23 protein-coding genes are annotated in these 26696 nt (G+C 69.6%); 7 read left to right on the forward strand and 16 right to left on the reverse strand.

Translation table 11 applies throughout. The features are described 5' to 3' along the window. Positions 1-4 precede the first annotated feature (4 nt). A complete protein-coding gene (locus J7357_RS12560; protein ID WP_209246848.1) occupies positions 5-667 on the reverse strand; it encodes a MotA/TolQ/ExbB proton channel family protein in 663 nt (220 codons plus the stop codon). Next, complete coding sequence (locus tag J7357_RS12565; protein WP_209246850.1) at positions 561-3119, reverse strand: DNA internalization-related competence protein ComEC/Rec2; 2559 nt, start codon at positions 3117-3119, stop codon at positions 561-563. The genes J7357_RS12560 and J7357_RS12565 overlap by 107 nt, the downstream gene beginning before the upstream one ends. A gap of 257 nt (positions 3120-3376) precedes the next feature. Here J7357_RS12565 and J7357_RS12570 point away from each other — a divergent pair, with 257 nt between their 5' ends. Next, positions 3377-4441, forward strand: a complete 1065-nt coding sequence (locus tag J7357_RS12570; protein ID WP_209246852.1) for an SDR family oxidoreductase — start codon at positions 3377-3379, stop codon at positions 4439-4441. A gap of 640 nt (positions 4442-5081) precedes the next feature. On the opposite strand, the gene lolD is transcribed toward J7357_RS12570, so the two are convergent. From lolD to J7357_RS21535, 9 genes are all read right to left on the reverse strand, one after another. Beyond that, positions 5082-5810: a lipoprotein-releasing ABC transporter ATP-binding protein LolD gene (gene lolD / locus J7357_RS12575; RefSeq protein WP_175300596.1), complete on the reverse strand. Its 729-nt coding sequence runs from the start codon at positions 5808-5810 to the stop codon at positions 5082-5084. 16 nt (positions 5811-5826) lie between these two features. After that, positions 5827-7071 (reverse strand): lipoprotein-releasing ABC transporter permease subunit, encoded by a 1245-nt coding sequence (locus tag J7357_RS12580; protein WP_010342649.1) that lies wholly within the window; start codon positions 7069-7071, stop codon positions 5827-5829. Positions 7072-7094: 23 nt separating this feature from the next. Further along, the gene (locus J7357_RS12585) at positions 7095-7547 is read right to left on the reverse strand and encodes a hypothetical protein (protein WP_209246854.1); all 453 of its coding nucleotides are present in this window, start codon (positions 7545-7547) and stop codon (positions 7095-7097) included. Then, positions 7498-7746 carry a succinate dehydrogenase assembly factor 2 gene (locus tag J7357_RS12590; protein ID WP_010342652.1) on the reverse strand — a complete coding sequence of 83 codons (249 nt, stop codon included), beginning with the start codon at positions 7744-7746 and terminating at the stop codon, positions 7498-7500. Before J7357_RS12590 ends, J7357_RS12585 begins: the two co-directional genes overlap by 50 nt. Before the next feature lie 127 nt (positions 7747-7873). Beyond that, positions 7874-8656 carry a succinate dehydrogenase iron-sulfur subunit gene (locus J7357_RS12595; RefSeq protein WP_017908442.1) on the reverse strand — a complete coding sequence of 261 codons (783 nt, stop codon included), beginning with the start codon at positions 8654-8656 and terminating at the stop codon, positions 7874-7876. 111 nt (positions 8657-8767) lie between these two features. Continuing rightward, positions 8768-10558, reverse strand: coding sequence for a succinate dehydrogenase flavoprotein subunit (gene sdhA, locus J7357_RS12600; RefSeq protein WP_209246856.1), 1791 nt, complete (start codon positions 10556-10558; stop codon positions 8768-8770). Positions 10559-10587: 29 nt separating this feature from the next. Then, entirely contained in the window at positions 10588-10974 is a 387-nt protein-coding gene (gene sdhD, locus J7357_RS12605; protein WP_017908440.1) for a succinate dehydrogenase, hydrophobic membrane anchor protein, read from the reverse strand. Then, on the reverse strand, positions 10971-11363 hold the full coding sequence (gene sdhC, locus J7357_RS12610; protein WP_026144277.1) for a succinate dehydrogenase, cytochrome b556 subunit: 393 nt from the start codon (positions 11361-11363) through the stop codon (positions 10971-10973). Before sdhC ends, sdhD begins: the two co-directional genes overlap by 4 nt. Before the next feature lie 60 nt (positions 11364-11423). Next, a complete protein-coding gene (locus J7357_RS21535; protein ID WP_309252725.1) occupies positions 11424-11732 on the reverse strand; it encodes a DUF1674 domain-containing protein in 309 nt (102 codons plus the stop codon). On the opposite strand from J7357_RS21535, the gene J7357_RS12620 reads away from it, so the two are divergent. After that, a complete protein-coding gene (locus J7357_RS12620) occupies positions 11634-12506 on the forward strand; it encodes a folate-binding protein YgfZ (RefSeq protein WP_209246858.1) in 873 nt (290 codons plus the stop codon). The two genes, J7357_RS21535 and J7357_RS12620, sit on opposite strands and share 99 nt — an antisense overlap. 30 nt (positions 12507-12536) lie before the next feature. Here J7357_RS12620 and ugpC read toward each other — a convergent pair whose 3' ends face one another. Beyond that, complete coding sequence (gene ugpC / locus J7357_RS12625) at positions 12537-13649, reverse strand: sn-glycerol-3-phosphate ABC transporter ATP-binding protein UgpC (RefSeq protein ID WP_209246860.1); 1113 nt, start codon at positions 13647-13649, stop codon at positions 12537-12539. 414 nt (positions 13650-14063) lie between these two features. Between ugpC and zwf the strand changes: the two genes are divergently transcribed. The 5 genes from zwf (at position 14064) to J7357_RS12650 (ending at position 20035) form a co-directional block, all read left to right on the forward strand. After that, positions 14064-15527 (forward strand): glucose-6-phosphate dehydrogenase, encoded by a 1464-nt coding sequence (zwf, locus tag J7357_RS12630; protein WP_039727862.1) that lies wholly within the window; start codon positions 14064-14066, stop codon positions 15525-15527. After that, positions 15524-16531, forward strand: coding sequence for a glucokinase (gene glk, locus J7357_RS12635; protein WP_209246862.1), 1008 nt, complete (start codon positions 15524-15526; stop codon positions 16529-16531). The genes zwf and glk overlap by 4 nt, the downstream gene beginning before the upstream one ends. After that, positions 16528-17247 carry a 6-phosphogluconolactonase gene (gene pgl / locus J7357_RS12640; RefSeq protein WP_209246864.1) on the forward strand — a complete coding sequence of 240 codons (720 nt, stop codon included), beginning with the start codon at positions 16528-16530 and terminating at the stop codon, positions 17245-17247. Before glk ends, pgl begins: the two co-directional genes overlap by 4 nt. 146 nt (positions 17248-17393) lie before the next feature. After that, positions 17394-19310, forward strand: a complete 1917-nt coding sequence (gene edd, locus J7357_RS12645; RefSeq protein ID WP_209246866.1) for a phosphogluconate dehydratase — start codon at positions 17394-17396, stop codon at positions 19308-19310. Positions 19311-19381: 71 nt separating this feature from the next. Beyond that, positions 19382-20035, forward strand: a complete 654-nt coding sequence (locus tag J7357_RS12650; protein WP_209246868.1) for a bifunctional 4-hydroxy-2-oxoglutarate aldolase/2-dehydro-3-deoxy-phosphogluconate aldolase — start codon at positions 19382-19384, stop codon at positions 20033-20035. A gap of 155 nt (positions 20036-20190) precedes the next feature. On the opposite strand, the gene J7357_RS12655 is transcribed toward J7357_RS12650, so the two are convergent. From J7357_RS12655 to J7357_RS12670, 4 genes are all read right to left on the reverse strand, one after another. After that, positions 20191-23307, reverse strand: a complete 3117-nt coding sequence (locus J7357_RS12655) for a discoidin domain-containing protein (RefSeq protein ID WP_209247022.1) — start codon at positions 23305-23307, stop codon at positions 20191-20193. A gap of 409 nt (positions 23308-23716) precedes the next feature. Beyond that, positions 23717-24553, reverse strand: coding sequence for a carbohydrate ABC transporter permease (locus tag J7357_RS12660; RefSeq protein ID WP_017909683.1), 837 nt, complete (start codon positions 24551-24553; stop codon positions 23717-23719). Further along, entirely contained in the window at positions 24550-25431 is an 882-nt protein-coding gene (locus tag J7357_RS12665) for a sugar ABC transporter permease (RefSeq protein WP_010342668.1), read from the reverse strand. Before J7357_RS12665 ends, J7357_RS12660 begins: the two co-directional genes overlap by 4 nt. Continuing rightward, positions 25428-26690: a sugar ABC transporter substrate-binding protein gene (locus tag J7357_RS12670; protein ID WP_234006651.1), complete on the reverse strand. Its 1263-nt coding sequence runs from the start codon at positions 26688-26690 to the stop codon at positions 25428-25430. Before J7357_RS12670 ends, J7357_RS12665 begins: the two co-directional genes overlap by 4 nt. Between the last annotated feature and the right edge of the window lie 6 nt (positions 26691-26696).

Below are 26696 nucleotides of genomic sequence, written 5' to 3' on the forward strand. Positions count from 1 at the left end.
CGGCTCAGCCCTTGGCCGTCGCGGCGTTCGGCGCGGCGCCGCGTGTCGCCGGCGCCACGGCACGGCCGTGGCCGTCCAGCGCATCGGTCAGCGCGGTGGCTTCCTGCTCCATCTCGATCACATAGCCGGCGATGCGGCCCTTGAAATGGCGATGGAAGATCAGCGCGGGTACCGCGATGATCATGCCGGTGGCGGTGCACACCAGCGCCTTGCCGATGCCGCCGGCGAGCTGGTTCACGTCGCCCAGGCCGTGGTCGAGGATGCCGAGGAACATCTGGATCATGCCGACCACGGTGCCGAGCAGGCCCAGCAGCGGCCCGGCCGAGGCGATCGTGCCCAACGCGTTCAGGTAACGCTCCATGCGGTGCACGACATGTCGGCCGGTGTCCTCGATGCGCTCGCGCACGATCTCGCGCGGGCGGTTGCGCACGTCCAGGCCGGCGGCGAGCAGCGCGCCCAGCGGCGAATTGCGCCGCAGCGACTCGATGTGGGTGGGATCGAGCTTGCCGCGCGTGGCCCAGTTGCGCACTTCCTGGCCCAGTCCCGGCGGCAACACCTCGCTACGGCGCAGGCTCCAGAACCGCTCCAGGACGATCGCCAGCGCGACCACGCCCAACAGCAGCAACGGCACCATCGGCCAGCCACCGGCCTTGACCAGTTCCCACACGTCGCAACCCTCCGGCACGCTCGGCCGTTCGTTCACTGGCCGATAGGATAGCAGCCGCCCGCGCCCGCTCCGCCGCGTCCCACAGCCGCGCCCGCCAGGACCGCCGCTCGCGCAGTTGCAGGCCGGCGCGCCCCAGCCACACGCGCAGCGCACCGCCCTGCGGCGTGCCGGCGACCTCGGCACCGGCGGCCTGCCAGCGCGCCACCACGCCAGGGTGCGGATGGCCGAAGCGGTTGCCGTAGGCTGCCGAGACCAGCACCAGCCGTGCGCCGGTGGCGGCAACGAAGGCCGGCTGCGAGGAATGCGCACTGCCATGATGCGGCGCCACTACCACCTCGGCGTGCAGCGCCTGCGGCGTCTCGCGCAGCAGCGTGCGCTCGACCACGTCGCCGATGTCGCCGGCCAGCAGCAACGCACCGTGCGCGGTCTCCACGCGCAGGACGCAACTGGACTCGTTGCGCAGATAGGGAAAGTGTGGCGTCGGATGCAGGAACCGGAAACGCACTCCATCCCACTCCCAGGCCTCGCCGGCCACGCAGGCCCGGTCCAACGGCAACGGCGCACCGGCGGGAGCCTGGGTCAGGCCAATCGGCAGCGCCGCGCGCACCGCGCCCAGGCCGCCAGCATGATCGTTGTCGCCATGACTGATCACCGCGCGATCCAGCCGCGCCACGCCGAGCGCATGCAGCGCCGGCACCACCACCCGCTCGCCGGCGTCGTAGCCGTCCTCCACCGCCGGGCCGGTGTCGTACAGCAGTTGGTGGTGGGCGGTGCGGACCAGCAACGACAGCCCCTGCCCCACGTCGAACATCACCAGATCGACCTCGCCCGGCCGTGGCCGCTCCAGTGGCGGGTGCAGCAACGGCAACCACAGCAGCGCCGCCAGCGGCTTGCCCGGCACCGCGCGCGGCAACAGCAGCCAGAACGCGCCCAGCATGGCCAGCGGCAGCGCCCAGTCGCGCGCCTCCGGCAACCAGCGCAGCGCGAAGCGGCTTTCGCCCAGGGCAACGAACAACGGCCAGGTCAGGTCGAAGCAGGCCGCGGCCAGGCGCCACAGCCAGGCGCCGGCGCCGGGATGCAGTGCCTCCAGCGCGGTCCCGAGCAGGGCCAGCGGCACCACCACCAGGCTCCACCAGGGGATCGCCAGCAGATTGGCCAGCGGCCCGACCAGCGAGGCCTGCCCGAACAGCATCGTGCTCACCGGCAGCAGGCCGACCGTGGCCACGCCCTGCGCGGTCAGGAAACTGCGCAGCGTCTCGCGCCAGCCGCGCCCGGCGTCGGGCATGCACCAGGCCAGCCAGGCGACGCCGAGGAAGCTCAGCCAGAAACCGGCCGAGAGCACGGCCAGGGGGTCGCAGAGCAGCATGGCGATCGCCGCCAGCGCCAGCGCGTCGACCACCCGCACCGGCCGCCGCCACAGCCGTGCCGCGACCACCACGGCGATCATCAGCGCGGTGCGCACGGTCGGCAAGGCCATGCCCGACACCAGGGTGTAGCCGCCGGCACCGAGCAGCGCCAGCGCCGCCGCGGCCTGGCGGCGCGGCCAGTAGCGGCCCAACTGCGGCCACAGCCGCCACAGGCCGCCGCCGAGCAACGCGAAGGCGCCGGCGACCAGGCCGACATGGAAGCCGGAAATGGCGATGAGATGGGTCAGGCCGGCGGCACGCAGGATGCGCCAGTCGCGATCGTCCAGGCGCCGCGTGTCGCCCAGCGCCAGTGCCTGCACGTAGCGCGCCGAGGCCTGCGGCACGGCCGCGGCGATGCGTGCGGACATGCCCGCACGCCAGGCGTCGATGCCCTGCCCCGGCGTCAGTTGCGTAGCCGCACGCGGCGCCACCACGTAGCCGCTGGCGCTGATCCGCTGCGCCAGCGCATAGGCCTCGGCATCGAAGCCGCCCGGATTGCTCAAGCCGCGCGGTGCACGCAGGCGCACCTGCAACTGCCAGCGCGCGCCGGCGCGCAGGGCGCTGCGCGGTCCGGCCTGGTGCGTGCCGAAGTCGTCGTACCACGCCAGTTGCAGCAGGCGCCCGCGCACCGGTGCCGGCTGCGCCGCGTCGCTGTCCACGCGGAACAGGAAGCGGGTGCGGCGGGTCTCCGCCTGCGGCAGTTCCACCACCTGGCCGCGGACGTCGACCACGCGCTTTTCCCAGGCGGCCGGCAACTGCCTTGCCAGTACCATGCCGGCGACCAACGCCAGCCAGCCGGCACCGATCGCAAACGCCCCCAGCCAGCGCCAGCGCGGCGCCGCCACGTACAGCGCCGCCCCGGCGAGCAGGATCGCCACGGCCAGCGGCCAGGGCAGCAGGCGCGGCAGCCACAGCGCGGCCAGCACGCCGGCGGCGAGGCTGGCGGCGACCGCAACACCAAACGGCGCCGGTGCCGGCCAATGCGAGACGCCAGCGTCGACGCCAGCTGCGTCTCGATGCGGCACGGCCTCTGCTGCCAATTGCATGTGTTTGCCCTCCTTGGCATCGGCGGATCGGACGCAACGACGCGAGTCCGCGCGGGCATCCACAACGTGCAATGCCATCGCGATCGCCGTGCCAGCATCGCATCGCGATTCGACGCGGGCCATCGGGCTACGCCGGGACACCGCGTCAGAATTTGCCTAAGCCAAGCGCGCGCCGCGTCACAGTGCCGGCGCAGTTCGCCGCAGCTTCATCGCCCCGCGCCTATGGTGCGATACCCCACGTCGTAAGGAGTTCGCGCATGCGCAAGGGCATCGCTTTGATCGTCGGAGTCACTGGCATCTCCGGCTACAACCTCGCCAACGTCCTGGTCGCCGACGGCTGGACCGTCTATGGGCTGGCGCGCCGCCCGGTGCCGCAGGAAGGCGTGATCCCGGTGGCGGCCGATCTGCTCGACCGCGAGGCCACCGTGGCCGCGCTGCGCGGGCTGCCGATCACCCACGTGTTCTTCTGCACCTGGACCCGGCGCGACACCGAGAAGGAGAACGTCGCCGCGAACGGCGCGATGTTGCGGCACCTGTGCGAAGGCCTGGACAGCGCACCGCTGCAGCACATGGCGCTGGTCACCGGCACCAAGCACTACCTGGGCTCGTTCGAGCACTACGGCAGCGGCAAGGCGGAGACGCCGTTCCGCGAGAGCGAACCGCGGCAGCCGGGCGAGAATTTCTACTACACGCTGGAAGACCTGCTGTTCGACGCCGCCGCGCGCCATGGCTTCGGCTGGAGCGTGCACCGCTCGCACACCATGATCGGCCAGGCCAACGGCAGCAATGCGATGAACATGGGCGTGACCCTGGCGGTGTATGCGACGCTGTGCAAGCACACCGGGCAGCCGTTCGTGTTTCCCGGCTCGCGCGCGCAGTGGGACAGCCTCACCGACCTCACCGACGCCGGCCTGCTCGGCCGCCAGTTGGCTTGGGCGGCGACCAATCCGGGCGCACGCAACCAGGCCTTCAACACGGTCAACGGCGACGTGTTCCGCTGGCGCTGGATGTGGGGCGAGATCGCCGCGTTCTTCGGCCTGGACCCTGCCCCTTATCCGCAGGCGCCGATGCCGCTGCAAGCGCGCCTGCAGGACACCGCACCAGCGTTGTGGCGCGAGATCGCCGAGCAGCATGGGCTGGTGCAGGCGGACGTCAACCAACTCGCCTCGTGGTGGCACACCGATGCCGACCTCGGTCGCGAGATCGAGTGCGTCAACGACATGACCAAGAGCCGCGACCTCGGCTTCCTCGGCTACTACGACAGCCGCGCCTCGTTCCTGGAGCTGTTCACGCGGCTGCGCGCGCAGCGCGTGATTCCCTGAGGCACGCGGTTGGGTGAAGAGTCGTCGATGCAGTGGGAAAGCGGCAATCCGGAAGGTTGCCGCCTACCGGGCATGCGGTGCGCTCCAGGACGGTCGCCGCTGTAGGGACATGCACTGCACTGCCGCGGCGGCGTGTTTGCTGGGCATGCTGTACGACGTCTTTCGGCACCGACAGCAACCAAGGCCGGTGACGTGCCCGGCTTCGTTCGTCGCGGCTGAAGCCGCTCCTACATGGGGTGCACGTGCAGGAGCGGCTTGCAGCCGCGACGGGCTCTACCGGTGATGCTCCGTCGCGGCTGAAGCCGCTCCTACGGGGCGCTTGCGCTAGAAGTGCTTTCGCCTGTCCGAGGATCGCCGGTGTCGGCAGATGCAGTGAAGCCACTGCGGCTCGCTGCCTCGTTCGTCGCGCCTGACCTCGCTCCACCGCTCGGCGAAGCGGCGATGTGCACTGTGGGAGGGACTTCAGCATTGCATCGAGTCGCAGGACACCGCTGTTGTCGTGACCGCGGGCGCTGCACAGCACGCCAGGCTGTCACGCCCGGCCCCGCATGCAACAGACTTCAGCGGCTTGCGAGCTCAGGCCGCGACCATTCCCGACAACGTGCAAGGCGGCGACACATGCCGCCGCCACCGCGCTCGCTCAAACGTCCGCAGGCGCCAATTCGCGCAGCTTGCCCTGGTGCAGTTCCAGCACGCGATCCAGCTTGCGCGCCAGGCTGCGGTCGTGGGTGACCAGGACCAGGCTGGTGCGCTGCGCGCGGTTGAGTTCGAGCATCAGCGCGAACACGTTGGCCGCGGTCTTGTCGTCGAGGTTGCCGGTCGGCTCGTCGCCGAGCACGCAGGCCGGGCGATTGACCAGCGCACGCGCCACCGCGGCGCGCTGGCGCTCGCCGCCGGACAGCTCGCCCGGCTTGTGTTCCAGGCGATGGCCCAGGCCCACCGATTCCAGCAGCGCCCGCGCGCGCGCATCGGCATCGGGCATGGGCGCGCCGCCGAGCAGCACCGGCATCATCACGTTCTCCAGCGCGGTGAACTCGGGCAGCAGGTGATGGAACTGGTAGACGAAGCCCAGCGAGCGGTTGCGCAACTGCCCGCGCGCCGCGTCGGTCAGCGCCGACATGCGCTGCCCGGCCACGTAGACCTCGCCGGAGGTCGGCACGTCGAGGCCGCCGAGCAGGTGCAGCAGGGTGCTCTTGCCGGCACCGGACGCGCCGACGATGGCCACGGTCTCGCCGGCGGCCACGCTCAGCTCCAGCCCGTCGAACACCGGCGTGCGCATCTTGCCTTCGGCGTAGGTCTTGGCCAGGCCTTCGGCGCGGATCGCTGCGCCCGCTTGTGGCTTCTGCATTCCCGATTCCCGATTCCCCATTCCCGATTCCCGGCTCTCATTCATAGCGCAACGCCTCCGCCGGCTGCGTGCGTGCCGCGCGCCAGGCCGGGTACAGCGTGGCCAGGAAGCTCATGAGCAAGGCCACGATGGTGATCACCATGACGTCGTGCGGCTGCATGTCGGTGGGCAGGCCGGTGATGTAGTAGACGTCCTCCGGCAGCAGCTTGATGTTGAACACCGCCTCGATGCCGGCCAGAATCCGCTCCAGGTTGAGCGTCAGCACGATGCCGCCGATCACGCCGGCGACGGTGCCGATCACGCCGATCAGCGTGCCCTGCACCATGAACACCTGCATCACCCCGCCCGGGCTCAGCCCCAGCGTGCGCAGGATGGCGATATCGGCCTGCTTGTCGGTCACCAGCATCACCTGCGAGGACACCAGGTTGAACGCACCCATCGCGATGATCAGCGACAGCAGGATGCCCATCACCGTCTTTTCCATCTTCAGCGACTGGTAGAGGTTGGCGTTCTCGCGGGTCCAGTCGCTGACCATGTACGGGCCGTGCAGGTTCAGCGCCAGGTCGCGCGCCACGTTCCAGGCCTGGTCCATGTCGTACAGCTTCAGGCGCACGCCGGTGACGCCGTCGCCCATGCGCAGCACCCGCTGCAGGTCGGGCATGCTGGTCACCGCCAGGCCGCGGTCGATCTCGTTGTAGCCGGCCTCGAAGATGCCGCTGACGGTGAAGCGCTTGTAGCGCGGCACCATGCCCATCGGGCTGGCCTGCGGCTCGCCGAGCATCACCACCACCTTGTCGCCGACGCCCACGCCCAGCCACAGCGCCAGCTCCTGGCCGAGCAGGATGTTGTACGAACCCGGGGTCAGGCTGTCGACCGAGCCCTGCTTCATCTTCTGCGCCAGCACCGAGACCTTGGCCTCTTCCTTGGGCAGGATGCCGCGGACGATCGCCGGCTGGTTGCGCTGGCCGGTCAGCAGCGCCTCTTCCTCGACGTAGGGCGCGGCGCCGGCGACGCGCTTGTCGCGCATGGCCACGTCCACCGCGTGCTGCCAGTCCTCCATCGGCGCGCCCTGCGCGCTGACCGTGGCGTGCGCGGCCATCTGCAGCAGGCGGTCGCGGATCTCCTTCTGGAAGCCGCTCATCACCGCCAGGGTGGTGATCAGCACGGTCACGCCCAGGGCGATGCCGAGGATCGAGGCCATGGAGATGAAGGAGATGAAATTGTTGCGGCGCTTGGCGCGCAGATAGCGCAGGCCGATGGCCACGGGTAAGGGTTTGAACATGCGCAGCCACCATCCAGGGAGCGCTATGGTGCCATTTGCGGCGGCGCAGACGAAGCGGCATGGGCGGCAGCGGCCAGACGCAGTTCACGTCGTGCCGCCGGCGGCAGCGTGTCCGGCCACCACGCCAGGCGCTGCGTACACCCCTGCGCATCGCGCCAGCACACGAACGCCAGCGGTCCACGCCAGGCGACCTGCAGGTCGCTCACCGCCACGCCGTCGACGCGGGGCGCACCGGCGCCGACAGGAAGCACCAACGTGCGCGGCGCGCGCCCGGCCTCGCGGCGCAGCAGCCACGCCGCGTACAGCAGCGCCAGCACGGCCGCCGGCCAGGCCAGACGTGGCGGCAGGTCGGAGCCGAGCAGCGACAGCGGCGCCAGCACGCCGAGCAGGGTCAGCGCGGCCAGCAGCCAGCACGAGGGGCGCCAGTCAAGCCGGCATGGCGCGGATGGAAGCGATGAGATCGGCGGCGCGTGCATCGGGACAGGCCTCGTAGCCCATGAACCAGCGCCACAACTTATCGTCCTCGCAGTCGAGCAGGTATAGGAAAACCCCGCGCTCGGCCTCGGAAGCCTCCCCCCAGCGCCGGTCCAGATAGCGGCCGAACAGTTGGTCCAGTTCGCGCATGCCGCGCCGGCAGCGCCAGCGCAGCTTCTTCAGTTCGGTGCTCTCGTCCATCGCATGCGCCCTTGCCTGGGGGCGGCTCCGCACGGCAGCCGCCGAAAACGAACGCGGCACCGAACCCGAAAGCCGGTGCCGCGCGGTCGGCGGGAAGGCCCGCCGCTTGGAACGTGCGCCGCTGCGATCAGGCGCGGCGCGCCATCATCAGCTTCTTGATCTCGGCGATCGCCAGCGCCGGGTTCAGGCCCTTCGGGCAGGTCCGCGCGCAGTTCATGATGGTGTGGCAGCGGTACAGCTTGAACGGATCTTCCAGATCGTCCAGGCGCGCACCGGTGTCCTCGTCGCGCGAGTCGATGATCCAGCGGTAGGCCTGCAGCAGGATCGCCGGGCCCAGGTAGCGCTCGCCGTTCCACCAGTAGCTTGGGCAGCTGGTCGAGCAGCACGCGCACAGGATGCACTCGTACAGGCCGTCGAGCTTCTTGCGGTCCTCCGGCGACTGCAGCCGCTCGCGGTCCGGCGGCGGCGGGGTCTGCGTGCGGATCCACGGCTTGATCGAGGCGTACTGCGCGTAGAAGTGGGTCAGGTCCGGCACCAGATCCTTGACCACGCTCATGTGCGGCAGCGGGTAGATCGGCACTTCCTTCTTGCCGCAGTCGCTGATCGCCTTGGTGCAGGCCAGCGTATTGGTGCCGTCGATGTTCATCGCGCACGAGCCGCAGATGCCCTCGCGGCACGAGCGGCGGAAGGTCAGGGTCGGGTCGATCTCGTTCTTGATCTTGATCAGCGCGTCCAGAACCATCGGGCCGCACGCGTCCAGATCCACCTCATAGGTGTCGGTCCGCGGGTTGCTGTCGTCGTCCGGATTCCACCGGTAGACCTTGAAGGTCCGCACGTTCTTCGCGCCCTTGGCGGGAAAGTGCTTGCCCTTGCCGATCTTGGAATTCTTGGGGAGGGTGAACTCTGCCATGGCTTTAAAATCCGGGAATGGGGATTGGGGAATGGGGAATGGGAAGCGGGAGCGAAGAGCGCATGCGCTGTTCTCGATTCCCGATTCCCTACTCCCGTTTCCCGGCTGTGGTCAGTAAACGCGCGGCTTCGGCGGCACCACGTCCACGTCCTTGCTGAGCGTGTACATGTGCACCGGGCGGTAGTCGAAGCTGCACTGGCCCTTGTCGTCGACGGTGACCAGCGTGTGCTTCTGCCAGTTGACGTCGTCGCGGTCGGGGAAATCCTCGTGGGCGTGCGCGCCGCGGCTTTCCTTGCGCTGTTCGGCCGAGTTGATCGTCGCCACCGCGTTGAGCAGCAGGTTGTTCAGCTCGTAGGTCTCGATCAGGTCGGAATTCCACACCAGCGAGCGGTCGGACACCTTGACGTCCTCGAAGCTGGCGAAGATGTCGGCCATCTTGTCCACGCCTTCCTTCAGCGTCTTGCTGGTGCGGAACACCGCCGCGTCGGACTGCATGGTGCGCTGCATCTTGTCGCGGATCACCGAGGTCGGGGTGCCGCCGTTGGCGTTGCGCAGCTTGTCCAGCAGGCCCAGCGCCTTGTCGCAGGCGTCGCCCGGCAGGCTCTTGTGCGGGGCGCCGGTCTTGATCGTCTCGGCGCAGCGGTTGGCCACCGCGCGACCGAACACCACCAGGTCGAGCAGCGAGTTGGAGCCCAGGCGGTTGGCGCCGTGCACCGACACGCAGGCGGCCTCGCCGATGGCGTACAGGCCCGGCACCACCGCATCGGGGTTGTCGCCGTCCTTGCGCACCACTTCGCCGTGGTAGTTGGTGGGGATGCCGCCCATGTTGTAGTGCACGGTCGGGATCACCGGGATCGGCTGCTTGTGCACGTCGACGCCGGCGAAGATGCGCGCGCTCTCGGCGATGCCGGGCAGCTTGTCGTCGATCACGCCCGGGCCGAGGTGGGTCAGGTCGAGCAGGATGTGGTCCTTGTGCTCGCCGACGCCGCGGCCTTCGCGGATCTCGATGGTCATCGAACGCGACACCACGTCGCGCGAGGCCAGGTCCTTGTAGTGCGGCGCGTAGCGCTCCATGAAGCGCTCGCCGCTGCTGTTGCGCAGGATGCCGCCTTCGCCGCGCACGCCCTCGGTGATCAGGCAGCCGGCGCCGTAGATGCCGGTCGGGTGGAACTGCACGAACTCCATGTCCTGCATCGGCAGGCCGGCGCGCATCACCAGGCCGCCGCCGTCGCCGGTGCAGGTGTGCGCCGAGGTGGCGCTGAAGTAGGCGCGGCCGTAGCCGCCGGTGGCCAGCACCACGCCGTGGGCGCGGAACAGGTGCAGCGAGCCTTCGGCCATGTCCAGGGCGAGCACGCCGCGGCAGGCGCCTTCCTCGTCGAAGATCAGGTCGAGCGCGAAGTACTCGATCATGAAGCGCGCATTGTGCGCCAGCGACTGCTGGTACAGCGTGTGGAGCATGGCGTGGCCGGTGCGGTCGGCGGCGGCGCAGGTGCGCTGCGCGGACGGGCCTTCGCCGTACTTGGTGGTCATGCCGCCGAACGGACGCTGGTAGATCTTGCCGTCCTCGGTGCGGCTGAACGGCACGCCGTAGTGCTCCAGCTCGATGATCGCCGGGATCGCCTCGCGGCACATGTACTCGATGGCGTCCTGGTCGCCCAGCCAGTCCGAGCCCTTGATGGTGTCGTAGAAGTGGTAGCGCCAGTCGTCCTCGCCCATGTTGCCGAGCGCGGCGGAGATGCCGCCCTGCGCGGCCACGGTGTGCGAACGGGTCGGGAAGACCTTGGTCAGGCAGACGGTCTGCAGGCCCTTCTGGGCCAGGCCGAAGGTGGCGCGCAGGCCGGCGCCGCCGGCGCCGACCACGACCATGTCGTACTTGTGTTCGGTGATCTTGTAAGCGGACATCGAATCTGAGTTCCTGTTCCGGGCGCCGATCAGGCGCTGCCCAGCGCGATGCGGGCGACCGCGAATACACCGACGATCGCGCCGAGCACGGCGACGAACTTCACCGTGGTCTGCAGCGCCAGGGCCAGCAGCGAGTTGTGTACGTAATCTTCGAGGATGACCTGCAGGCCGATCTGCGCGTGCCAGAACATCGCGATCAGGAAGCCGACCAGCAGCACCGCGTTCCACGGCTTGGCCACCGCTTCGGTGGCGGTGACGTAGTCGGCGCCGAGCAGGCTCAGCACGAACACCAGGAACCACACGGTCAGGCCGACCAGCGCGGTGGCGGTCAGCCGCTGCAGCACGAAATGCTCGGTGCCGGACTTGGCCGCGCCCAGGCCGCGGACGTTCTTCAGGGGGGTGCGATAGCGGCTCATGCGGCGGCTCCGTGGAGGACGTAGGCCCAGATCAGCGCCACGATCACCAGGCTGCCGACCACCGACATCCAGCTGCTGCGCACGAACGCGGGAATGCTGTAGCCATGGCCGAAGTCCTGCACGATATGGCGCAGGCCGTTGCACAGGTGGTAGGCAAAGGCCCAGCTCCAGGCGAACAGGAATACCTGGCCGTACCAGGCGCCGGCCATGCCGCGGAAGCAGTTCCAGGACGCCGGGCCGAGCATCAGCACCAGCAGCGCGGCGGCGATGATCAGGGCACCGACCGACAGCACAATGCCGGTGGCACGGTGCAGGATGGACGTGACCATCTGGATCTGCCAGCGATAGACCTGCAGATGCGGGGAAAGGGGACGTTCGCGCGTAGCCATTCGCTGGGCTCGTTGTCTCGGCTGGGCGGCGTGCTTAAGGCCGCGTTGGCTCAAAGCTGCTCAAAAATCGATGCAGCGTCCGTTTTTCTCCCAGTCGCCGTAGCGCGTCGGCTCGAGGCCGCCGCGCCCGCCGATCTCCCGCGGCGCAGGCTCGGTCTGCGGAGGGGTGTCCTCTGCGGGCCGCTGCGTTTCGGGATCGGACTCGGGTGTGGGGGTTGGTTGGCCTATCATGCGGGTCTCACAACTCGTCAATTTTAGTCCTCCCCTCTCGTGCCTGACAACCTGAATCTGGAATCCGGCGGTTTTTCCGCCTTGCCACACCTGCAATACGTCGCATTGCGCGGTCCGGATGCAGCGGCCTTCGCCCATGCGCAATTCGCCAACGACGTGCAGGCGCTGGCGCCCGGGCAATGGCAATGGAACGCCTGGCTCACCGCCAAGGGCCGGGTGATCGCGGTGTTCGCGCTGTTGCGCCAAGCCGACGATGCCTTGCTGATGCTGCTGGCCGACGGCGGCGCCGAGGAACTGGCAACGGCGCTGGGCCGCTTCGTGTTCCGGCGCAAGCTGCGCGTCACGGTCGAGGACACGCTGCATGCCTTCGGTCGTTTGAGCCTACCCCAGCAGGCCCGCGGCGCGGCGTCGGCGCGCGATGAGGCCGGCGTGATCGAACTGGACATGGGCGGCGACGGCCTGCCGCGCACCCTGCGCCTGGTGCCGGCACCGGTCGCGGATGCGCCGGCCGCCGACCCGGCACTGGCGGAGGCCTGGCGCGCGGCCGACCTGCACCTGGGCCTGGCCCGGCTTGCGCCGAGCCAGCGCGAACAATGGACGCCGCAGCAGTTGGGCCTGGACCGGCTGCACGCCTTCAGCGTCAAGAAGGGCTGCTACCCCGGCCAGGAAATCGTCGCCCGCACCCATTTCCTGGGCAAGGCCAAGCGCGCCGTGCAGTTGCTGGAAGTGGATGCGGCCGTCGCCATCGACGCACCGGTGCTGCGCGACGGCCAGCCGTTCGGCAGCGTGGTCAGCGTCGCCGGCACCATGGCATTGGCGGTGCTGCCGCTGGAGGAGGCGCCGCCGACGGGACTGGACGTCGACGGCCACCCCGCACGGTGGCAGCCGCTGGTCGAGGGCCTGGCGCGCTGAGCGCGCCGGCGCTTCGCGCTGTTGCCTTTGCTATTCCCGACTCCCGATTCCCGACTCCCGCGCCTCCAGGCGCCCCCCACTCTCGGCATCGAAGAAGTGCAGCGCGTCGCCGCGCACCGCCACCCGCAGGCGCTCGCCCAACCCCGGCAGCGCGCGCGGCGCCACCCGCATCACCAGCGGCTGCGCGCCGTGGCTGAGATTGACGAAGATCTCGTTGCCGACCGGCTCGATCACCTCGATGGTGGCCTCGAAGCCGCCCTGGGCGTCGTCGCTGGGCTGCAGGTGCTCCGGCCGCACGCCGATCGCCAGTTCCCGGCCCAACCACTGCGGCGCGACCTGCGCACCCGGCAGCGGCACCCGCCCGCCATCCTGCAACTGCAGCTGCAGGCCGCCCTCCTCCACCAGCCGCCCGCGCAGCACGTTCATCGCCGGGCTGCCGAGGAAGCCGGCCACGAACAGGTTGGCCGGGCGGTCGTACAGCGCCATCGGCGTGTCGATCTGCTGGATCAGCCCGTCCTTGAGCACGACGATGCGCTGGCCCAGGGTCATCGCCTCGACCTGGTCGTGGGTGACGTAGATCATGGTGGTGCCGAGCTTGCGGTGCAGTTGCGCGATCTCGGTGCGCACCGAATGGCGCAGCTTGGCGTCCAGGTTGGACAGCGGCTCGTCGAGCAGGAACACCGCCGGCTCGCGCACCAGCGCGCGGCCCAGCGCCACGCGCTGGCGCTGGCCGCCGGACATGGCGCGCGGCAGCTTGTCCAGCATCGGGGTCAGGCCCAGGGTGTCGGCGGCGGCGGCCACGCGCTGGCGGATGACCTCCTTGCTCTCGCCGCGCAGCTTGAGCCCGAACGCCAGGTTCTCGGCCACGGTCATGTGCGGATACAGCGCATAGCTCTGGAACACCATGGCGATGTCGCGGTCCTTCGGCGCCACCTCGTTGACCACGCGCTCGCCGATGCGCAGCTCGCCGCCGCTGATCTCTTCCAGGCCGGCGATCATCCGCAGCAGCGTGGACTTGCCGCAGCCCGAGGGCCCGACCAGCACCATCAGTTCGCCGTCGGCCACTTCGAAGCTGGCCCCGTGCACGGCGACCTGGCCGTTGTCGTAGACCTTGCGGATGTTGTCCAGTTGTACTTTCGCCATGTATCCGGTTTCCGGCAGTGAGGAACGGGCTGCCGCCGGTCCCTCCCGAGGGCAGTGCATACGAATTCGGGTCGCATCATGCCCGCGCGCAGGCAACAATGGATCGCGATGCGGTATTCTGCCATGTAACCGTTTTCACGGGGCAACATCGAGCCTGGGAGGGCATGCAATGCGATCCGCCAGCCGCCGATCCGGCGCGCCGCCGTCATCCTGCCGGATGACGACCGACCTGCAGCATGAGGCATTGGAGAGGTATGCTCAGAGGTCTGGCAGTCGTATTCATCTCCTGGATCGTGCGTTCCCGCCTGGCGGCCCTCCCGCGTCACGCCCTCGCCCGAACCGGCCGGATACAGGCCGTTGCCGCCGTTCGCTTTCCCACGCCACGTCACTCCTAGCCCCCAGGTGATCGACACCATGTCACCCGAAACCGAAACCCGGTCGATGCACGATACCTTCCTGTTGTTCGGCGCCACCGGCGATCTGGCCCAGCGCTACCTGTTCCCCTCGCTGCTGCGCATGCTCGACGACGGCTTCCTGCCGGAGGACTTCCGCATCCGCGCGCTGGCGCTGTCGCCGCACGACACCGCCAAGTTCCACGAGATCCTCAAGCCACGCCTGCAGGCGGCGATGCCGCAGATCGGCGAATCGATCGTGCAGGCGCTGCTGGCGCGCATCGACTACCGTTCGGTGGACCTGCGCGATGCCGAATCGGTGGCCGCCGCGGTGCGCGACCTGACCGCGCGCCGCTGCGTGAGCTACCTGGCGATCCCGCCGGGGCTGTACATCAGCACCTGCCAGGGCCTGGCCCTGGGCGGCGCCCTGGCCGCGCCGCACCGGCTGATGCTGGAGAAGCCGATCGGCCACGATTCGGACAGCGCCCGCGAGATCGTGCAGGCGATCGGCGCGCTGATCGACGAGGACCGCGTGTTCCGCCTGGACCACTACCTGGGCAAGGCTGCGGTGCAGAACCTGATCGCGCTGCGCTTCGGCAACACCCTGCTGGAAGCGGTGTGGAACCGCAACTACATCGAGTCGGTGGACATCCTGGTCGCCGAGAGCGAAGGCGTGGACGGCCGCGACGCCTACTACGCGCGTTCCGGCGCGCTGCGTGACATGGTGCAGAGCCATATCCTGCAGTTGCTGTGCCTGGTGGCGATGGAGCCGCCGGCGTCGCTGGAAGCCGACCGTATCCGCGACGAGAAGGTCAAGGTGCTGCGCGCGCTGCGTCCGCTGAGCGCAGAGCATGCCGCCCGCGACAGCGTGCGCGGGCGCTACACCGCCGGCACCATCAACGGCCAGCCGGCGCAGGCCTACCAGCCGCCGGAAGGCAGCGACGTGGAGACCTTCGCCGCGGTCACCGCCTACATCGACAACTGGCGCTGGGCCGGGGTGCCGTTCCGGCTGTGCACCGGCAAGCGCCTGGCCGAACGCTCCACCCGCGTGGTGGTCACGCTCAAGCCGGTCACCCACTGGCTGTTCGAGCGCCCGGCCGCGCAGCAGGTGGCGCCGAACCGGCTGACCTTCCAGTTGCAGCCGCAGGAGAACATCGAACTGGGGCTGATGAGCAGCCTGGCCGGCCCGGAATGGGGCGCGCTGGAACTGCAGCCGCTGGAACTGGAACTGTCGGTGCCCACCGGCCTGCACCGGCGCATCGCCTACGAGCGGCTGATGCTCGACGCGCTCAACGGCAACCATGCGCTGTTCGTGCGCGACGACGAAGTCCGCGCCGCCTGGGCCTGGATCGACAGCGTCAGCGCCGCCTGGGCGCAGGCGCACCTGCCGCTGCTGCCCTACCCGGCCGGCAGCTGGGGGCCGCAGGAAGCGCAGGCCTACGTCTCCTGCGACCAGTCCGGCGCCGCGCCGAAGGTCGCGCAATGAGCGCGCCGCAGCGCCCGGTGCTGGTCGCCGACATCGGCGGCACCAATGCCCGTTTCGCCCTCGCCGATCTCGACGCCTCGGTGCCGCTGCTCGACGACAGCACCCAGACCTACGCGGTGGTGGAATTCCCGTCGCTGGGCGACGCCGCCCGCCATTACCTGGAACAGACCGGGGTGGACGCGCGCAGCGGTACCTTCGCGGTCGCCGGCCGCGTCGACGGCGACGAGGCGCGCATCACCAACCATCCGTGGGTGATCTCGCGGGCGCGCACCCGCGCCATGCTCGGCTTCGACGAACTGCACCTGATCAACGATTTCGCCGCGCAGGCGATGGCGATCAGCCTGCTGCGGCCGCAGGACGTGGTCCAGGTCGGCGGCGCCAGCTGGACGCCATCAGCGATCGAGGTGCCGCGCAACTACGGGGTAATCGGCCCCGGCACCGGCCTGGGCGTGGGCGGCCTGCTGATGCGCGGCGGGCGCTGCTTTCCGCTGGAGACCGAGGGCGGCCATGTCAGCTTCCCGCCGGGCACGCCGGAGGAGATTCGCATCCTGGAACTGCTGTCGCAGCAGTTCGGCCGTGTCTCCAACGAGCGCCTGATCTGCGGCCCCGGCCTGGTCAACATCCACCGCGCGCTCAGCGAGATCGCCGGCGACGACCCGGGCCCGCTGCAGCCAGAAGACATCACCGCGCGTGCCGCGCAGGGCGACTACCGGGCGATGCGCACGGTGGACGTGTTCTGCGCCGTGTTCGGCGCCATCGCCGGCGACCTGGTGCTGATGCAGGGCGCCTGGGACGGCGTGTTCCTGACCGGCGGGCTGGTGCCGAAGATGCTCGACGCGATCCAGCATTCGGGGTTCCGCCAGCGCTTCGAGCACAAGGGCCGGTTTTCGTCGATCATGGCGCGGGTGCCGTCGCTGGCGGTGATCCATCCCCGTCCCGGCCTGCTCGGCGCCGCCGCCTACGCGGTGGACGCCGCGCGGCAATCCCCAGGAGCCATCGCATGAGCCCCACGCTGTCCGACCGCATCACGCTGATCCGCTACGACGATCCGGACGAATGGATCGACGCGGCGGCGGCCGAGATCGGCACCGCGTTGCGCGAGGAGATCCAGCGCCGCGGCGGCGCGCGCCTGCTGCTGTCCGGCGGCACCACCCCGGCGCCGGTGTACCAGGCGCTGGCCGAGTTGCCGCTGGACTGGTCGAAGCTGGAAGTCGGCCTGGTCGACGAGCGCTGGCTGTCGCCGCAGGACAGCGACAGCAACGCCTACCTGGTCCGGCACAGCCTGCTGGACCGCGCCGAGGACGCGCGCTTCGAACCGCTGGTGCGGGTCGGCAAGCCGCTGCAGGACTGCGTGCACGCCGCCAACCTGCACGCGCAGCACGCCCCGGCCGCATGCATGGCGGTGCTGGGCATGGGCGGCGACGGCCACACCGCCTCGCTGTTTCCCGGCGCCACCGACCTGAACAAGGCCCTGGCCAACCCGCTGCCCTACGCCACCCTCGACGCCACCGGCTGCCCCGGCGCCAACACCTGGCCGCTGCGCATCACCCTGACCCCGGCCGGCCTGGCGCCGATCGGCCAGCGCATGCTGCTGTTGCGCGGCAAGCAGAAGCTGGAGGTGCTGGAACGCGCGCTGGCCGGCACCGACCCGCACGAGTATCCGATCCGCGTCGCCTTCGATACGCCCGGTGCGCGCCTGCGCGTGCATTGGTGCGAGTGAGGCGGGGATTGGGGATTGGTGATTAGGGATTGGCAACGGCTGCGCGCTGACGCTTTTCCGCTCTTCCGATTCCCCTTGCCGATTCCCGCTCTTCCGATTCCCGATTCCCGTTTCCCGATTCCCCCCCTTCATAGCCACGTCCGCCAATGAGCCTGCATCCGACCCTCCACGCGATCACCGAACGCATCCGCCAGCGCAGTGCGCCGTCGCGGCGCGCCTACTTGGCCGGCATCGACGCCGCGCTGCGCGACGGTCCGTTCCGCAGCCGCCTGAGCTGCGGCAACCTCGCCCACGGCTTCGCCGCCTGCGGCCCCACCGACAAGAGCCGGCTGGAAGGCGGGATCACCCCCAACCTCGGCATCATCACCGCCTACAACGACATGCTCTCGGCGCACCAGCCGTTCGAGCACTACCCGGAGATCATCCGCAGCACCGCGCGCGCGCTCGGCGCCACCGCGCAGGTGGCCGGCGGCGTGCCGGCGATGTGCGACGGCGTGACCCAGGGCCGGCCGGGCATGGAACTGTCGCTGTTCTCGCGCGACGTGATCGCCCAGGCCACCGCGATCGGCCTCAGCCACGACATGTTCGACACCAGCCTGTATCTGGGCGTGTGCGACAAGATCGTGCCGGGCCTGCTGATCGGCGCGCTGGCCTTCGGCCACCTGCCGGCGGTGTTCGTGCCGGCCGGGCCGATGACCCCGGGCATCCCCAACAAGCAGAAGGCCGAGGTGCGCGAGCGCTACGCTGCCGGCCAGGCCACCCGCGAGGAACTGCTGGCCGCCGAGTCGGCGTCCTACCACGCTCCCGGCACCTGCACCTTCTACGGCACCGCCAACTCCAACCAGGTGCTGCTGGAAGCGATGGGCGTGCAGTTGCCGGGCGCCTCCTTCGTCAACCCCGGCACCCCGCTGCGCGAGGCGCTGACCCAGCAGGCGACCGAGCGCGCGCTGCGCATCACCGCCCTGGGCAGCGACTTCCGCCCGCTGGGCCGCTTGATCGACGAGCGTGCCATCGTCAACGCGGTGGTCGCGCTGATGGCCACCGGCGGCTCCACCAACCACACCATCCACTGGCTGGCGGTGGCGCGCGCGGCCGGCATCGTGCTGACCTGGGACGACCTGGACGCGCTGTCGCAGCTGGTGCCGCTGCTGGCGCGGGTGTATCCGAACGGCGAGGCCGACGTGAACCACTTCGCCGCCGCCGGCGGCATCGGCTTCGTGTTCCGCGAGCTGATGGACGCCGGGCTGATGCACGACGACCTGGCCACCATCGTGCCCGGCGGCATGCGCGCCTACGGCGACGAGCCGTGCCTGCAGGACGGCAAGCTGAGCTACGTGCCGACCCCGGCCAGGAGCGCCGACGAGGCGGTGGTGCGCCCGGCGTCCAACCCGTTCGAGGCGCAGGGCGGCCTGCGCCTGCTGCGCGGCAACCTCGGCCGTTCGCTGATCAAGCTGTCGGCGGTGAAGCCGCAGTTCCGCACCATCGAAGCCCCAGCCGTGGTGATCGACGCGCCGCAGGCGCTGAACAAGCTGCACGCCGCCGGAGCGCTGCCGCACGACTTCGTGGTGGTGCTGCGCTACCAGGGCCCGCAGGCCAACGGCATGCCGGAACTGCATTCGCTGGCGCCGCTGCTGGGCCTGCTGCAGAACCAGGGCCGGCGCGTGGCGCTGGTCACCGACGGGCGCCTGTCCGGTGCGTCCGGCAAGTTCCCCGCGGCCATCCACGTGACCCCGGAAGCGGCACGCGGCGGCCCGCTGGCGCGGGTGCGCGAAGGCGACATCGTGCGCCTGGACGGCGAGGCCGGCACCCTGGAAGTGCTGGTGGACGCCGCCGAGTGGGCCGCGCGCCCGCTGGCGCCGAACACCGCGCCGGCCGCGCACGACCTGGGCCGCAATCTGTTCGGACTCAACCGCCGCATGGTCGGCCCCGCCGACCAGGGCGCGCTGTCGATCTCCTGCGGCCCGCCGGCCGCCGACGGCGACCTGTGGAACTACGACGCCGAGTACGACCTGGGCCGCGATGCCGAGGCCGCCGCCGCGCCGCACGAATCCAAGGACGCCTGAGCCGCCGCCTGCCTCACCCTGCCCTGGCCGTGCGCGGCCGGGGCCTCGCTCCCTTCGCAACCGAGACGCCCATGACCATCGCCGAACACCAGACCAAGGCCGAGCAACTGCTGCGCGCGGCCGGCATCCTGCCCGTCGTCACCGTCCACACCCTGGAAGAAGCGCGCCGCGTCTCGGCCGCGCTGCTCGAAGGCGGCCTGCCGGCGATCGAACTGACCCTGCGCACGCCGGTGGCGATGGAGGCGCTGGCGATGCTCAAGCGCGAGCTGCCGGACATCGTGATCGGCGCCGGCACCGTGCTCAACGCCTCCCAGCTGCAGCAGTCGATCGACGCCGGCGCCGACTTCATCGTCACCCCGGGCACCACCCCGACCCTGGCCGATGCGCTGGCGCAGGCGCCGCTGCCGGTAGTGCCGGGCGCGGCCACCCCCAGCGAACTGCTGGCGCTGATGGAGCGCGGCTTCCGCGTGTGCAAGCTGTTCCCCGCCTCCGCCGTCGGCGGCCTGGCGATGCTCAAGGGCCTGGCCGGCCCCCTGGCCGAGCTCAAGCTGTGCCCCACCGGCGGCATCGGCGAAAGCACCGCCGCCGAGTACCTGGCCCAGCCCAACGTGGTCTGCATCGGCGGCTCGTGGATGGTGCCCAAGGACTGGCTGGCCGACGGCGCCTGGGACAAGGTGCGCGAGAGCTCGGCGAAGGCGGCGGCGATCGTGGCGGCGGCGCGGTAGCGCCTAGCCGGGAATGGGGAGCGGGGAATAGGGAATCGTTAACAGCCAGAACCTCGGCTCTCACAACTCCATACTCCAGAAAGCAAAAGCGCCGGCATGCCGGCGCTTTTCTTTTGCTGTTGCGATTCCCGATTCCCCACTCCCGATTCCCGGCCTCACCGCACCTCGATCTGCACATCCGCCGGCAATGCATGGATGCGCAGTTCGCCGTGTTCCCACTGCGCCGCTTCGCCGTTGACCAGGGTGCGGCCCGGTTCGCCCGGGTATGGCCACGGCAGCACCAGGCCGCCGCTGGGCATGCGCAGGCCGTCGGGGATGTTCAGCAGCAGGCGGTTCTTCTGCCGCCGCAGCTGGTAGCTCAGCGGGCCCTGCGGGGTGCGCAACTGTTCGATCGCCACGCCCTTACCGTCGAGCCAGTCGGCGGGGATACCGGCGGCCAGCACCAGGCTGTCGTCGACGTCGCGGGCGTAGGCGAACATGTCCAGCACCGAGCGCACGAAGTCCGAGGCGACCCAGGCATGCGGCAGGTCGCCGAGGAAGAACGGCTTGCGCGGCGTGCGCGAGACCACCTCGGCCCACTGGTTCCACGCCTGCGGCGTGCGGTCCTTGAAGAAGAACTGCGTCGCCTCCCAGGCGCGCTCGCGCCAGCCCAGGCGCACGAACGCGGACACGTTGCGCCACTCGTAGGGGGTGTAGTCCTTCCACTCGCGGGTGCCGTCGCGACGGCCGACGAATTCGCTCCAATAGCGTTCGAAGGTGTTGTCGAGCAGCACCTGCGGCAACCGGCCCTGCTCGCCGCCCGGCGCCAGTGCGATGGTGGTCGAGGTCGGATCGAAATCGCCCAGCTCCGCCGAGCCCGGCAGGAAATTGATGTGGTGCTGCTGGGTGGCCGCGTCCAGCGAGGCGTACAGGTCCTGGCGGAACTGGTCGCGCGAGGCGGCGAAACGCGCGGCATCGTCGATGCGGCCGAGTTCGGCGGCGATGCTCACCGCGTCCTTGTAGCCGCGCAGCGCCCAGAAGTTGTCCCAGTACGAGTGCATCGGCTTGGCCGAATAGCCCTCGTGACTGATCGACACCGGCATCATCCCGTAGAAGGCCGCATTGCGCGCGCGGTTCTCGTCGGTGCGCTCGCTCAGCCGCAGCTGCTCCATGTAGGTGTACGCGCCGAGCACGTGCGGCCACATCTGCTCCAGGAAGGCGCGGTCGCCGCTGTAGCGGTAGTAATCGGCGACGCTGTAGATCAGTTCGCCATGGCTGTCGTTCTCCGGCACCGGGTCGCTGCCGCGGTCGTCGACGCAGCACGGCACCATGCCGTTGGCGAACTGGTACGGCGCGTACCATTCCACGTATTCGCGGACTACGTCGGCGCGGCCCAGCCGCAGCAGGCCTTCGGAAATCATCGCGCCGTCGCGGATCCAGCTGCGCGAATACGAACGCGTGCCCGGCTGCAGGCGCGGGCCGATGCGCGAGATCAGCATGTGCGCCAGCGCGGTGCGCAGCGTGTCGGTGACCGCCTTGCCCTGCGCCGGCACGTGCAACTGCACGCGGTCCAGCTTCTCGTGCCACTGCGCGGCGACCTGCTGCTGCGCGCGTGCCGCATCGAAGCCCGCCGGCAGCGCGGCGTTGCCGGTCTGCGGGATCACCAGCGCCACCTCGCGCACCTCGCCCGGGGCCAGGCGCCCGCGGTACAGCAAGGCGCCGGAGGCCAGCCCGTCCGGATCCTGCGCCTGCTGCGGCAGGCCGCTGGCGTCGGTGCTCAGCCGTTCGACATCGATGCCGGCATCGAACGCGGTGGCGTAGGCGGCATCCGGCTTCTGCACCGCAAACACCCGCGGCTGGCCGTTGACCTGCACCTGCGTCCCGGCGAAGGCCAGCGAGCGGATCGGGCTGACCCCGCCGACGGTGTTGAGGAACTGGCTGGGCGGATTGACCTGGAACGGACGCACCGCCAGCGCCAGGGTGTAGTCGTGCGGCTGCTTGCTCGGATTGCTGAGCCGGTAGCGCGCCACCAGTTGCGCCTGCTCCGGCTCGCCCTGCACGAACGCGGTCACGCGCAGCGCGGCGTTGTCGTGGCTCCAGTCCACGCTGGGAATCGGCAGGTAGTCGTCCTGCAGGCTCTGCGCGGTCTTGACGTCGGCCCAGCTCAGGCGCTTGCCGTCCAGCAGCAGGAACGGCTCGATGCTGAAGCCGCCCTTGCCCACCTCGATCGCGCCATCCTCGCCGACCAGCCCCTGCTCGCGGCCGCCGTCCAGGCCGATGATGGTCCAGTACGGCTGCTCGCCGCTGAAACCGCGCGGGAACCAGCCGCGGGTGGACTGCGCCGCCACCGACTTGATGAAGTCGTTCTGGGTCGCGGCGAAGGCCAGCGGCTGCAACGCGATGTCGGCGATGCCGTAGCGGAAGCTGGGGCCATCCTGCAGATCGAAGCGCACATAGCGCGCCTCGGTCTCCGGCAGCGCCAGCCAGTCGGTGCCGCCGTTGCCGGCGGTCACGGTGCGCAATTCGCGCCAGCTACGCCCGTCGGCCGAGCCCTGCACGGTATAGCGCGAGGCGTACACGCCCGGTGCCCACTGCACCTTGGCGCCGCCGAACTCGCGCACCTTGCCCAGGTCCAGCATGATCGTCTGGTTCTTGGCGTTGCCGCTGTACCAGACCGTGTCCGGCTTGCCGTCGGCGATGCGCTGCTCCAGCGCCGGCGCGGTATCGGCGCTGACCTTGACCGTCAGCGGCGAGGTGTCCTGCGGTGGCAATGGCGTCAGGGTCAGCTGGTCGAAGCACACCGTGCCGGCGCCGCCCACCTGGTTGTAGATGGTGAATTCGATCTGCGCGCTGCGGGTCAGTTCCTTTTCCGGGCTCGGTCCCCAGGCCTTGTCGATCTGCCGCTTCTTGTAGGTGACCGTGTTCCACTGCGTGGGGAAGTCGTAGCGCGGACGGTTGACCCACCACACGTTGTCGCCGCTGGCGTCGGTCAGCTTGAACTGCAGGTCGTTGCTCGGCGAATCGCCGCGCAGCTGGAACGCGAACTGGTAGTTGTCCGGGTAGTCGATCGGCACGCTGCGGCGGATCCCGGCGTAGCCGGACACGCCGTTGAAGTCGTAGTCCAGGCACAGCGCCTTGGCGCGGCCGCCGCTGGGCGCCTGCACCAGCCGGGTCGAGGCGGTGACCTGGTTGGAGACGACGATCTGCCACTTGTCCAGATCGTTGAAGCTGTCCAGCGTCACCGTGGAGGTCGGCGGCGCGGCGACGGCCTGGGCGGCCGCCAGTCCCAGCATCGCCAGCATCGCGCGTGCGCACGTCGTCGCCATCCCGTCCCTCATCGTGTTCCCCGTTGCGTTCGTCGTATCTGCTTCTGTCGAGGGGCCTCGGCCCCGATGGAGTATCCCGTGCCACTGTCGCGGCTGAAGCCGCTCCTACAGGCGTGCGCCCAAGGCCACGCGTTCGGTACGGTTTGCGCCTACGACGCTCGATGATACCCATCCATGGCGTGCCTCTCCGACACCGGAACGTCCGGCCCGGCCATCCATGGCCGGGCGTTCGGCGCAACGCGCGCCAGTGGCGCTCGATGTTCCGCATCGATGCTGCCGTCCATGGCGCAACCATCCCACACCAGATCGTCCGGCCTGGCCATCCATGGCCAGGCGTTCGCGAACGCGCGAGCCAGTGGCTCGCAAGCGCGTTCCCTCACCCCTTCACACTACCCAGCAGCAGGCCCTGGATGTAGTAGCGCTGCAGCGCCAGGAACAGCGCCAGCACCGGGACCACCGTGACCACCGCGCCGGCCATCATCATCTCCACGTCCATGATGTGCTCGCGCGACAGTGCCGCCAGCGCCACCGGCAAGGTGTAGTGCTCCTGGTCGGTCAGCACGATCAGCGGCCACATGAAGTCGTTCCACGCGGCCATGAAGGTGAAGATGGTCAGCGTCACCAGCACCGGCTTGAGCATCGGCAGCACGATCTGGAAGAAGATCCGCAGCTCGCCGGCACCGTCGATGCGCGCGGCCTCCAGCAGCTCGTCCGGGATCGAACGCGCGTACTGGCGCACCAGGAAGATGCCGAACACCGTCGCCAGCGCCGGCACGACCACGCCGCCGAAGTTGTTGACCAGATGCAACTGCTTCATCAGCAGGAACAGCGGCAGCATCGCCACCTGCGCCGGAATCACCAGCGCCGCCAGCAGGATCTGGAAGATCCGTTCCTTGCCGACGAAGCGCAGCTTGGCGAAGGCATAGCCGGCCATGGTGTTGATCAGCAGCGAGCCGAAGGTGATCGCACACGACACCAGCAGGCTGTTGGCGAAGTTGCGGGCCATGCCGGTGCGCGAGAACAGCTCGCCGTAGTTGGCCAGGGTGGCGCCGGTGGGCAGCATCGGCGGTGGGAAGCGGCTGGCCTGCCCCGCCGGCATGAACGACACCGACACCATCCACAACAGCGGCGCCAGGCTGATCACGGCGAGCAGCAGCAGCCCACCGTTGACCAGCAGCGTGTTCCAGCGCGAGGCGCCGATCTCCCGGCTCATACCAGGTCCCTCTTGCGGCCGAAGCGCAGCATCACCGTCGTCACTCCCAGGATGATCAGGAACAGCAGGAACGCCACCGCCGAGGCGCGGCCGAGGTTCCACCACTTGAAGCCCTCCTCGAACATGTAATACAGCACGCTGACCGTGCTCTGCAGCGGATCGCCACGGGTCATCACGTAGGGCTCGGCGAACAGCTGGAAGTAGCCGGACACGGTGATCACCCCGACCACCAGCAGCACCGGTCCCAGCATCGGCAGGGTGATGTGCAGGAACTGCCGCCACTTGGAGGCGCCGTCGATGCGCGCGGCCTCGTACAGGTCCTGCGGGATCGCCTGCAGGCCGGCGAGGAAGATCACCATGTTGTAGCCGAAGTTCTTCCACACCGCGAACAGCATGATGGTCGGCATCGCCCAGTGCGGGTCGCCGAGCCAGTCGATCGGGCCGATGCCCAGGTGCGCCAGGCCGTAGTTGACCAGGCCGTAGCTGGTGTGGAACAGGTAGCGCCAGATCACCGCCACCGCCACCAGCGTGGTCACCACCGGCGCGAACAGCGCGGTGCGGAACAGCGCCTTGAAGCGCGCCACCGGCGCGTTCAGCAGCAGCGCCGCGCCCAGCGAGGCGCCGATCGACAGCGGCACGCCGACGATCACGAAGTACGTGGTGTTCCACAGCGACTTCCAGAACATCGGCGTCTGCAGCAACTCGATGTAGTTGCCGAAGCCGACGAAGCGCAGGTTGTGGCGGTCGGCCAGCGAATACAGGTCGAAGTCGGTGACGCTCAGCGCCAGCGCCGACAGCACCGGCAGGCCGAAGAACACGCCGATCACGATCAGCGCCGGGCCGGCGAACAGCCAGCCGATCAGGGAACCGCGCTTCATGGCGCCGCTCCCGCGGCCGGCGCCGCCGTGCCTTCGCGGTGCTGCTGGTGGATCCAGCGGCGTTTTTCCAGGATCTCGTCGACCCGCTTGTCCAGTTCCCGCATCGCCTTCTCCTGCGGCTCACCGCCGCGCACCACGCGCTCGGTGGCCAGCCGCATCTCCTGCACGATGCGCTCCCACTCCAGCACCTTCGGTGCCGGCTTGACCCGTTCCAGCTGATCGCGGAACGCATGCGCCAGCGGATCCTCGGCCAGCGACGGATACGCCCAGGTGCTGCGCCGCGGCGGCATGTCGCCGATCAGCGCGTGGAAGCGCGCCTGGATCTGCGGCCGCGACAGGAACTCGATCAGCTTCCAGGCCGCGTCCTTGTGCTCGGACTTGCGGAAGATCACCAGGCTGGTGCCGCCAGCGATGCCGGCGCCGGGGCCGTCCGGGCCGGGCAGCGGCATCGTGCCCCACTGGTCCTTGAGCGCGGCCGGCTGCACCTTGCGGAACTCGCGGATATTCCACGGGCCGGAGATGTAGAACGCGTAGAACCCGTTGAAGAACTCGTCCCAGACGTTGGAGATCTGCGTCTCCGACATCTTCGGCGCCCAGCCCTGGTCGAACATGTTGGCGTAGAACGCCAGCGCCTTGCGGAAGCCGGGGCTGTTGAAGTTGCCGTAGTTGTCGTGGTCGCGCAGCAGCGGATCGGGCATCTGCAGGCCCAGCGACAACTGCTGCTCGAACTCGTTGAGCGGCATCAGGATGGCGTAGCGCTTCGGCCCGACGTGCTTCTTCACCGCCGCCATCGCCTGCTCCCATTCGGCCCAGGTCTGCGGCAGCTTGGTCACCCCGGCGTCGCGCAGCATGTCCTTGCGGTAGAACAGCAGGCGCGTGTCCACGTACCAGGGGATGCCGTAGAGATGGCCATCGATGACGCTGGTGTCCCAGATGCCGGGGAAGTAGTCCTTCGGATCGACCACCTTGGAGCGGTCCACGTAGGGCTGCAGCGGCTGCAGCGTGCCCAGTTCGGCGAATTCCGGGATCCAGGTGTTGCCCAACTGGCACACGTCCGGCAGGCCGTCGGCGGCGAAGGCGGTGAGCAGCTTCTCGTGCGCCGCGGTCCACGGGATGTTCTGGATGTCCACGTGGATGCCGGGATTTTCCTTCTCGAACTGCGGGATCAGCTCGGCCACCACCTCGGCCTCGCGGCCCATCGCCCAGAACCGCACCACCTCGCCCTGCGGCGCGCGTGCGCAGCCGCACACAACCAACATCAGCAC

This window comes from Xanthomonas sp. D-109 (genome assembly GCF_017746095.1).
Lineage (GTDB): Bacteria > Pseudomonadota > Gammaproteobacteria > Xanthomonadales > Xanthomonadaceae > Xanthomonas_A > Xanthomonas_A sacchari.

What these genes read in the sequence shown, in the direction of transcription:
- J7357_RS12565 (WP_209246850.1), bottom strand. Translation starts at nt 3,119, where the DNA reads ATGCAATTGGCAGCAGAGGCCGTGCCGCATCGAGACGCAGCTGGCGTC.
- J7357_RS12570 (WP_209246852.1), top strand. Translation starts at nt 3,377, where the DNA reads ATGCGCAAGGGCATCGCTTTGATCGTCGGAGTCACTGGCATCTCCGGC.
- lolD (WP_175300596.1), bottom strand. Translation starts at nt 5,810, where the DNA reads ATGGGGAATCGGGAATCGGGAATGCAGAAGCCACAAGCGGGCGCAGCG.
- J7357_RS12580 (WP_010342649.1), bottom strand. Translation starts at nt 7,071, where the DNA reads ATGTTCAAACCCTTACCCGTGGCCATCGGCCTGCGCTATCTGCGCGCC.
- J7357_RS12585 (WP_209246854.1), bottom strand. Translation starts at nt 7,547, where the DNA reads ATGCACGCGCCGCCGATCTCATCGCTTCCATCCGCGCCATGCCGGCTT.
- J7357_RS12590 (WP_010342652.1), bottom strand. Translation starts at nt 7,746, where the DNA reads ATGGACGAGAGCACCGAACTGAAGAAGCTGCGCTGGCGCTGCCGGCGC.
- J7357_RS12595 (WP_017908442.1), bottom strand. Translation starts at nt 8,656, where the DNA reads ATGGCAGAGTTCACCCTCCCCAAGAATTCCAAGATCGGCAAGGGCAAG.
- sdhA (WP_209246856.1), bottom strand. Translation starts at nt 10,558, where the DNA reads ATGTCCGCTTACAAGATCACCGAACACAAGTACGACATGGTCGTGGTC.
- sdhD (WP_017908440.1), bottom strand. Translation starts at nt 10,974, where the DNA reads ATGAGCCGCTATCGCACCCCCCTGAAGAACGTCCGCGGCCTGGGCGCG.
- sdhC (WP_026144277.1), bottom strand. Translation starts at nt 11,363, where the DNA reads ATGGCTACGCGCGAACGTCCCCTTTCCCCGCATCTGCAGGTCTATCGC.
- J7357_RS21535 (WP_309252725.1), bottom strand. Translation starts at nt 11,732, where the DNA reads ATGGGCGAAGGCCGCTGCATCCGGACCGCGCAATGCGACGTATTGCAG.
- ugpC (WP_209246860.1), bottom strand. Translation starts at nt 13,649, where the DNA reads ATGGCGAAAGTACAACTGGACAACATCCGCAAGGTCTACGACAACGGC.
- zwf (WP_039727862.1), top strand. Translation starts at nt 14,064, where the DNA reads ATGTCACCCGAAACCGAAACCCGGTCGATGCACGATACCTTCCTGTTG.
- glk (WP_209246862.1), top strand. Translation starts at nt 15,524, where the DNA reads ATGAGCGCGCCGCAGCGCCCGGTGCTGGTCGCCGACATCGGCGGCACC.
- pgl (WP_209246864.1), top strand. Translation starts at nt 16,528, where the DNA reads ATGAGCCCCACGCTGTCCGACCGCATCACGCTGATCCGCTACGACGAT.
- edd (WP_209246866.1), top strand. Translation starts at nt 17,394, where the DNA reads ATGAGCCTGCATCCGACCCTCCACGCGATCACCGAACGCATCCGCCAG.
- J7357_RS12650 (WP_209246868.1), top strand. Translation starts at nt 19,382, where the DNA reads ATGACCATCGCCGAACACCAGACCAAGGCCGAGCAACTGCTGCGCGCG.
- J7357_RS12655 (WP_209247022.1), bottom strand. Translation starts at nt 23,307, where the DNA reads ATGCTGGGACTGGCGGCCGCCCAGGCCGTCGCCGCGCCGCCGACCTCC.
- J7357_RS12660 (WP_017909683.1), bottom strand. Translation starts at nt 24,553, where the DNA reads ATGAGCCGGGAGATCGGCGCCTCGCGCTGGAACACGCTGCTGGTCAAC.
- J7357_RS12665 (WP_010342668.1), bottom strand. Translation starts at nt 25,431, where the DNA reads ATGAAGCGCGGTTCCCTGATCGGCTGGCTGTTCGCCGGCCCGGCGCTG.
- J7357_RS12670 (WP_234006651.1), bottom strand. Translation starts at nt 26,690, where the DNA reads ATGTTGGTTGTGTGCGGCTGCGCACGCGCGCCGCAGGGCGAGGTGGTG.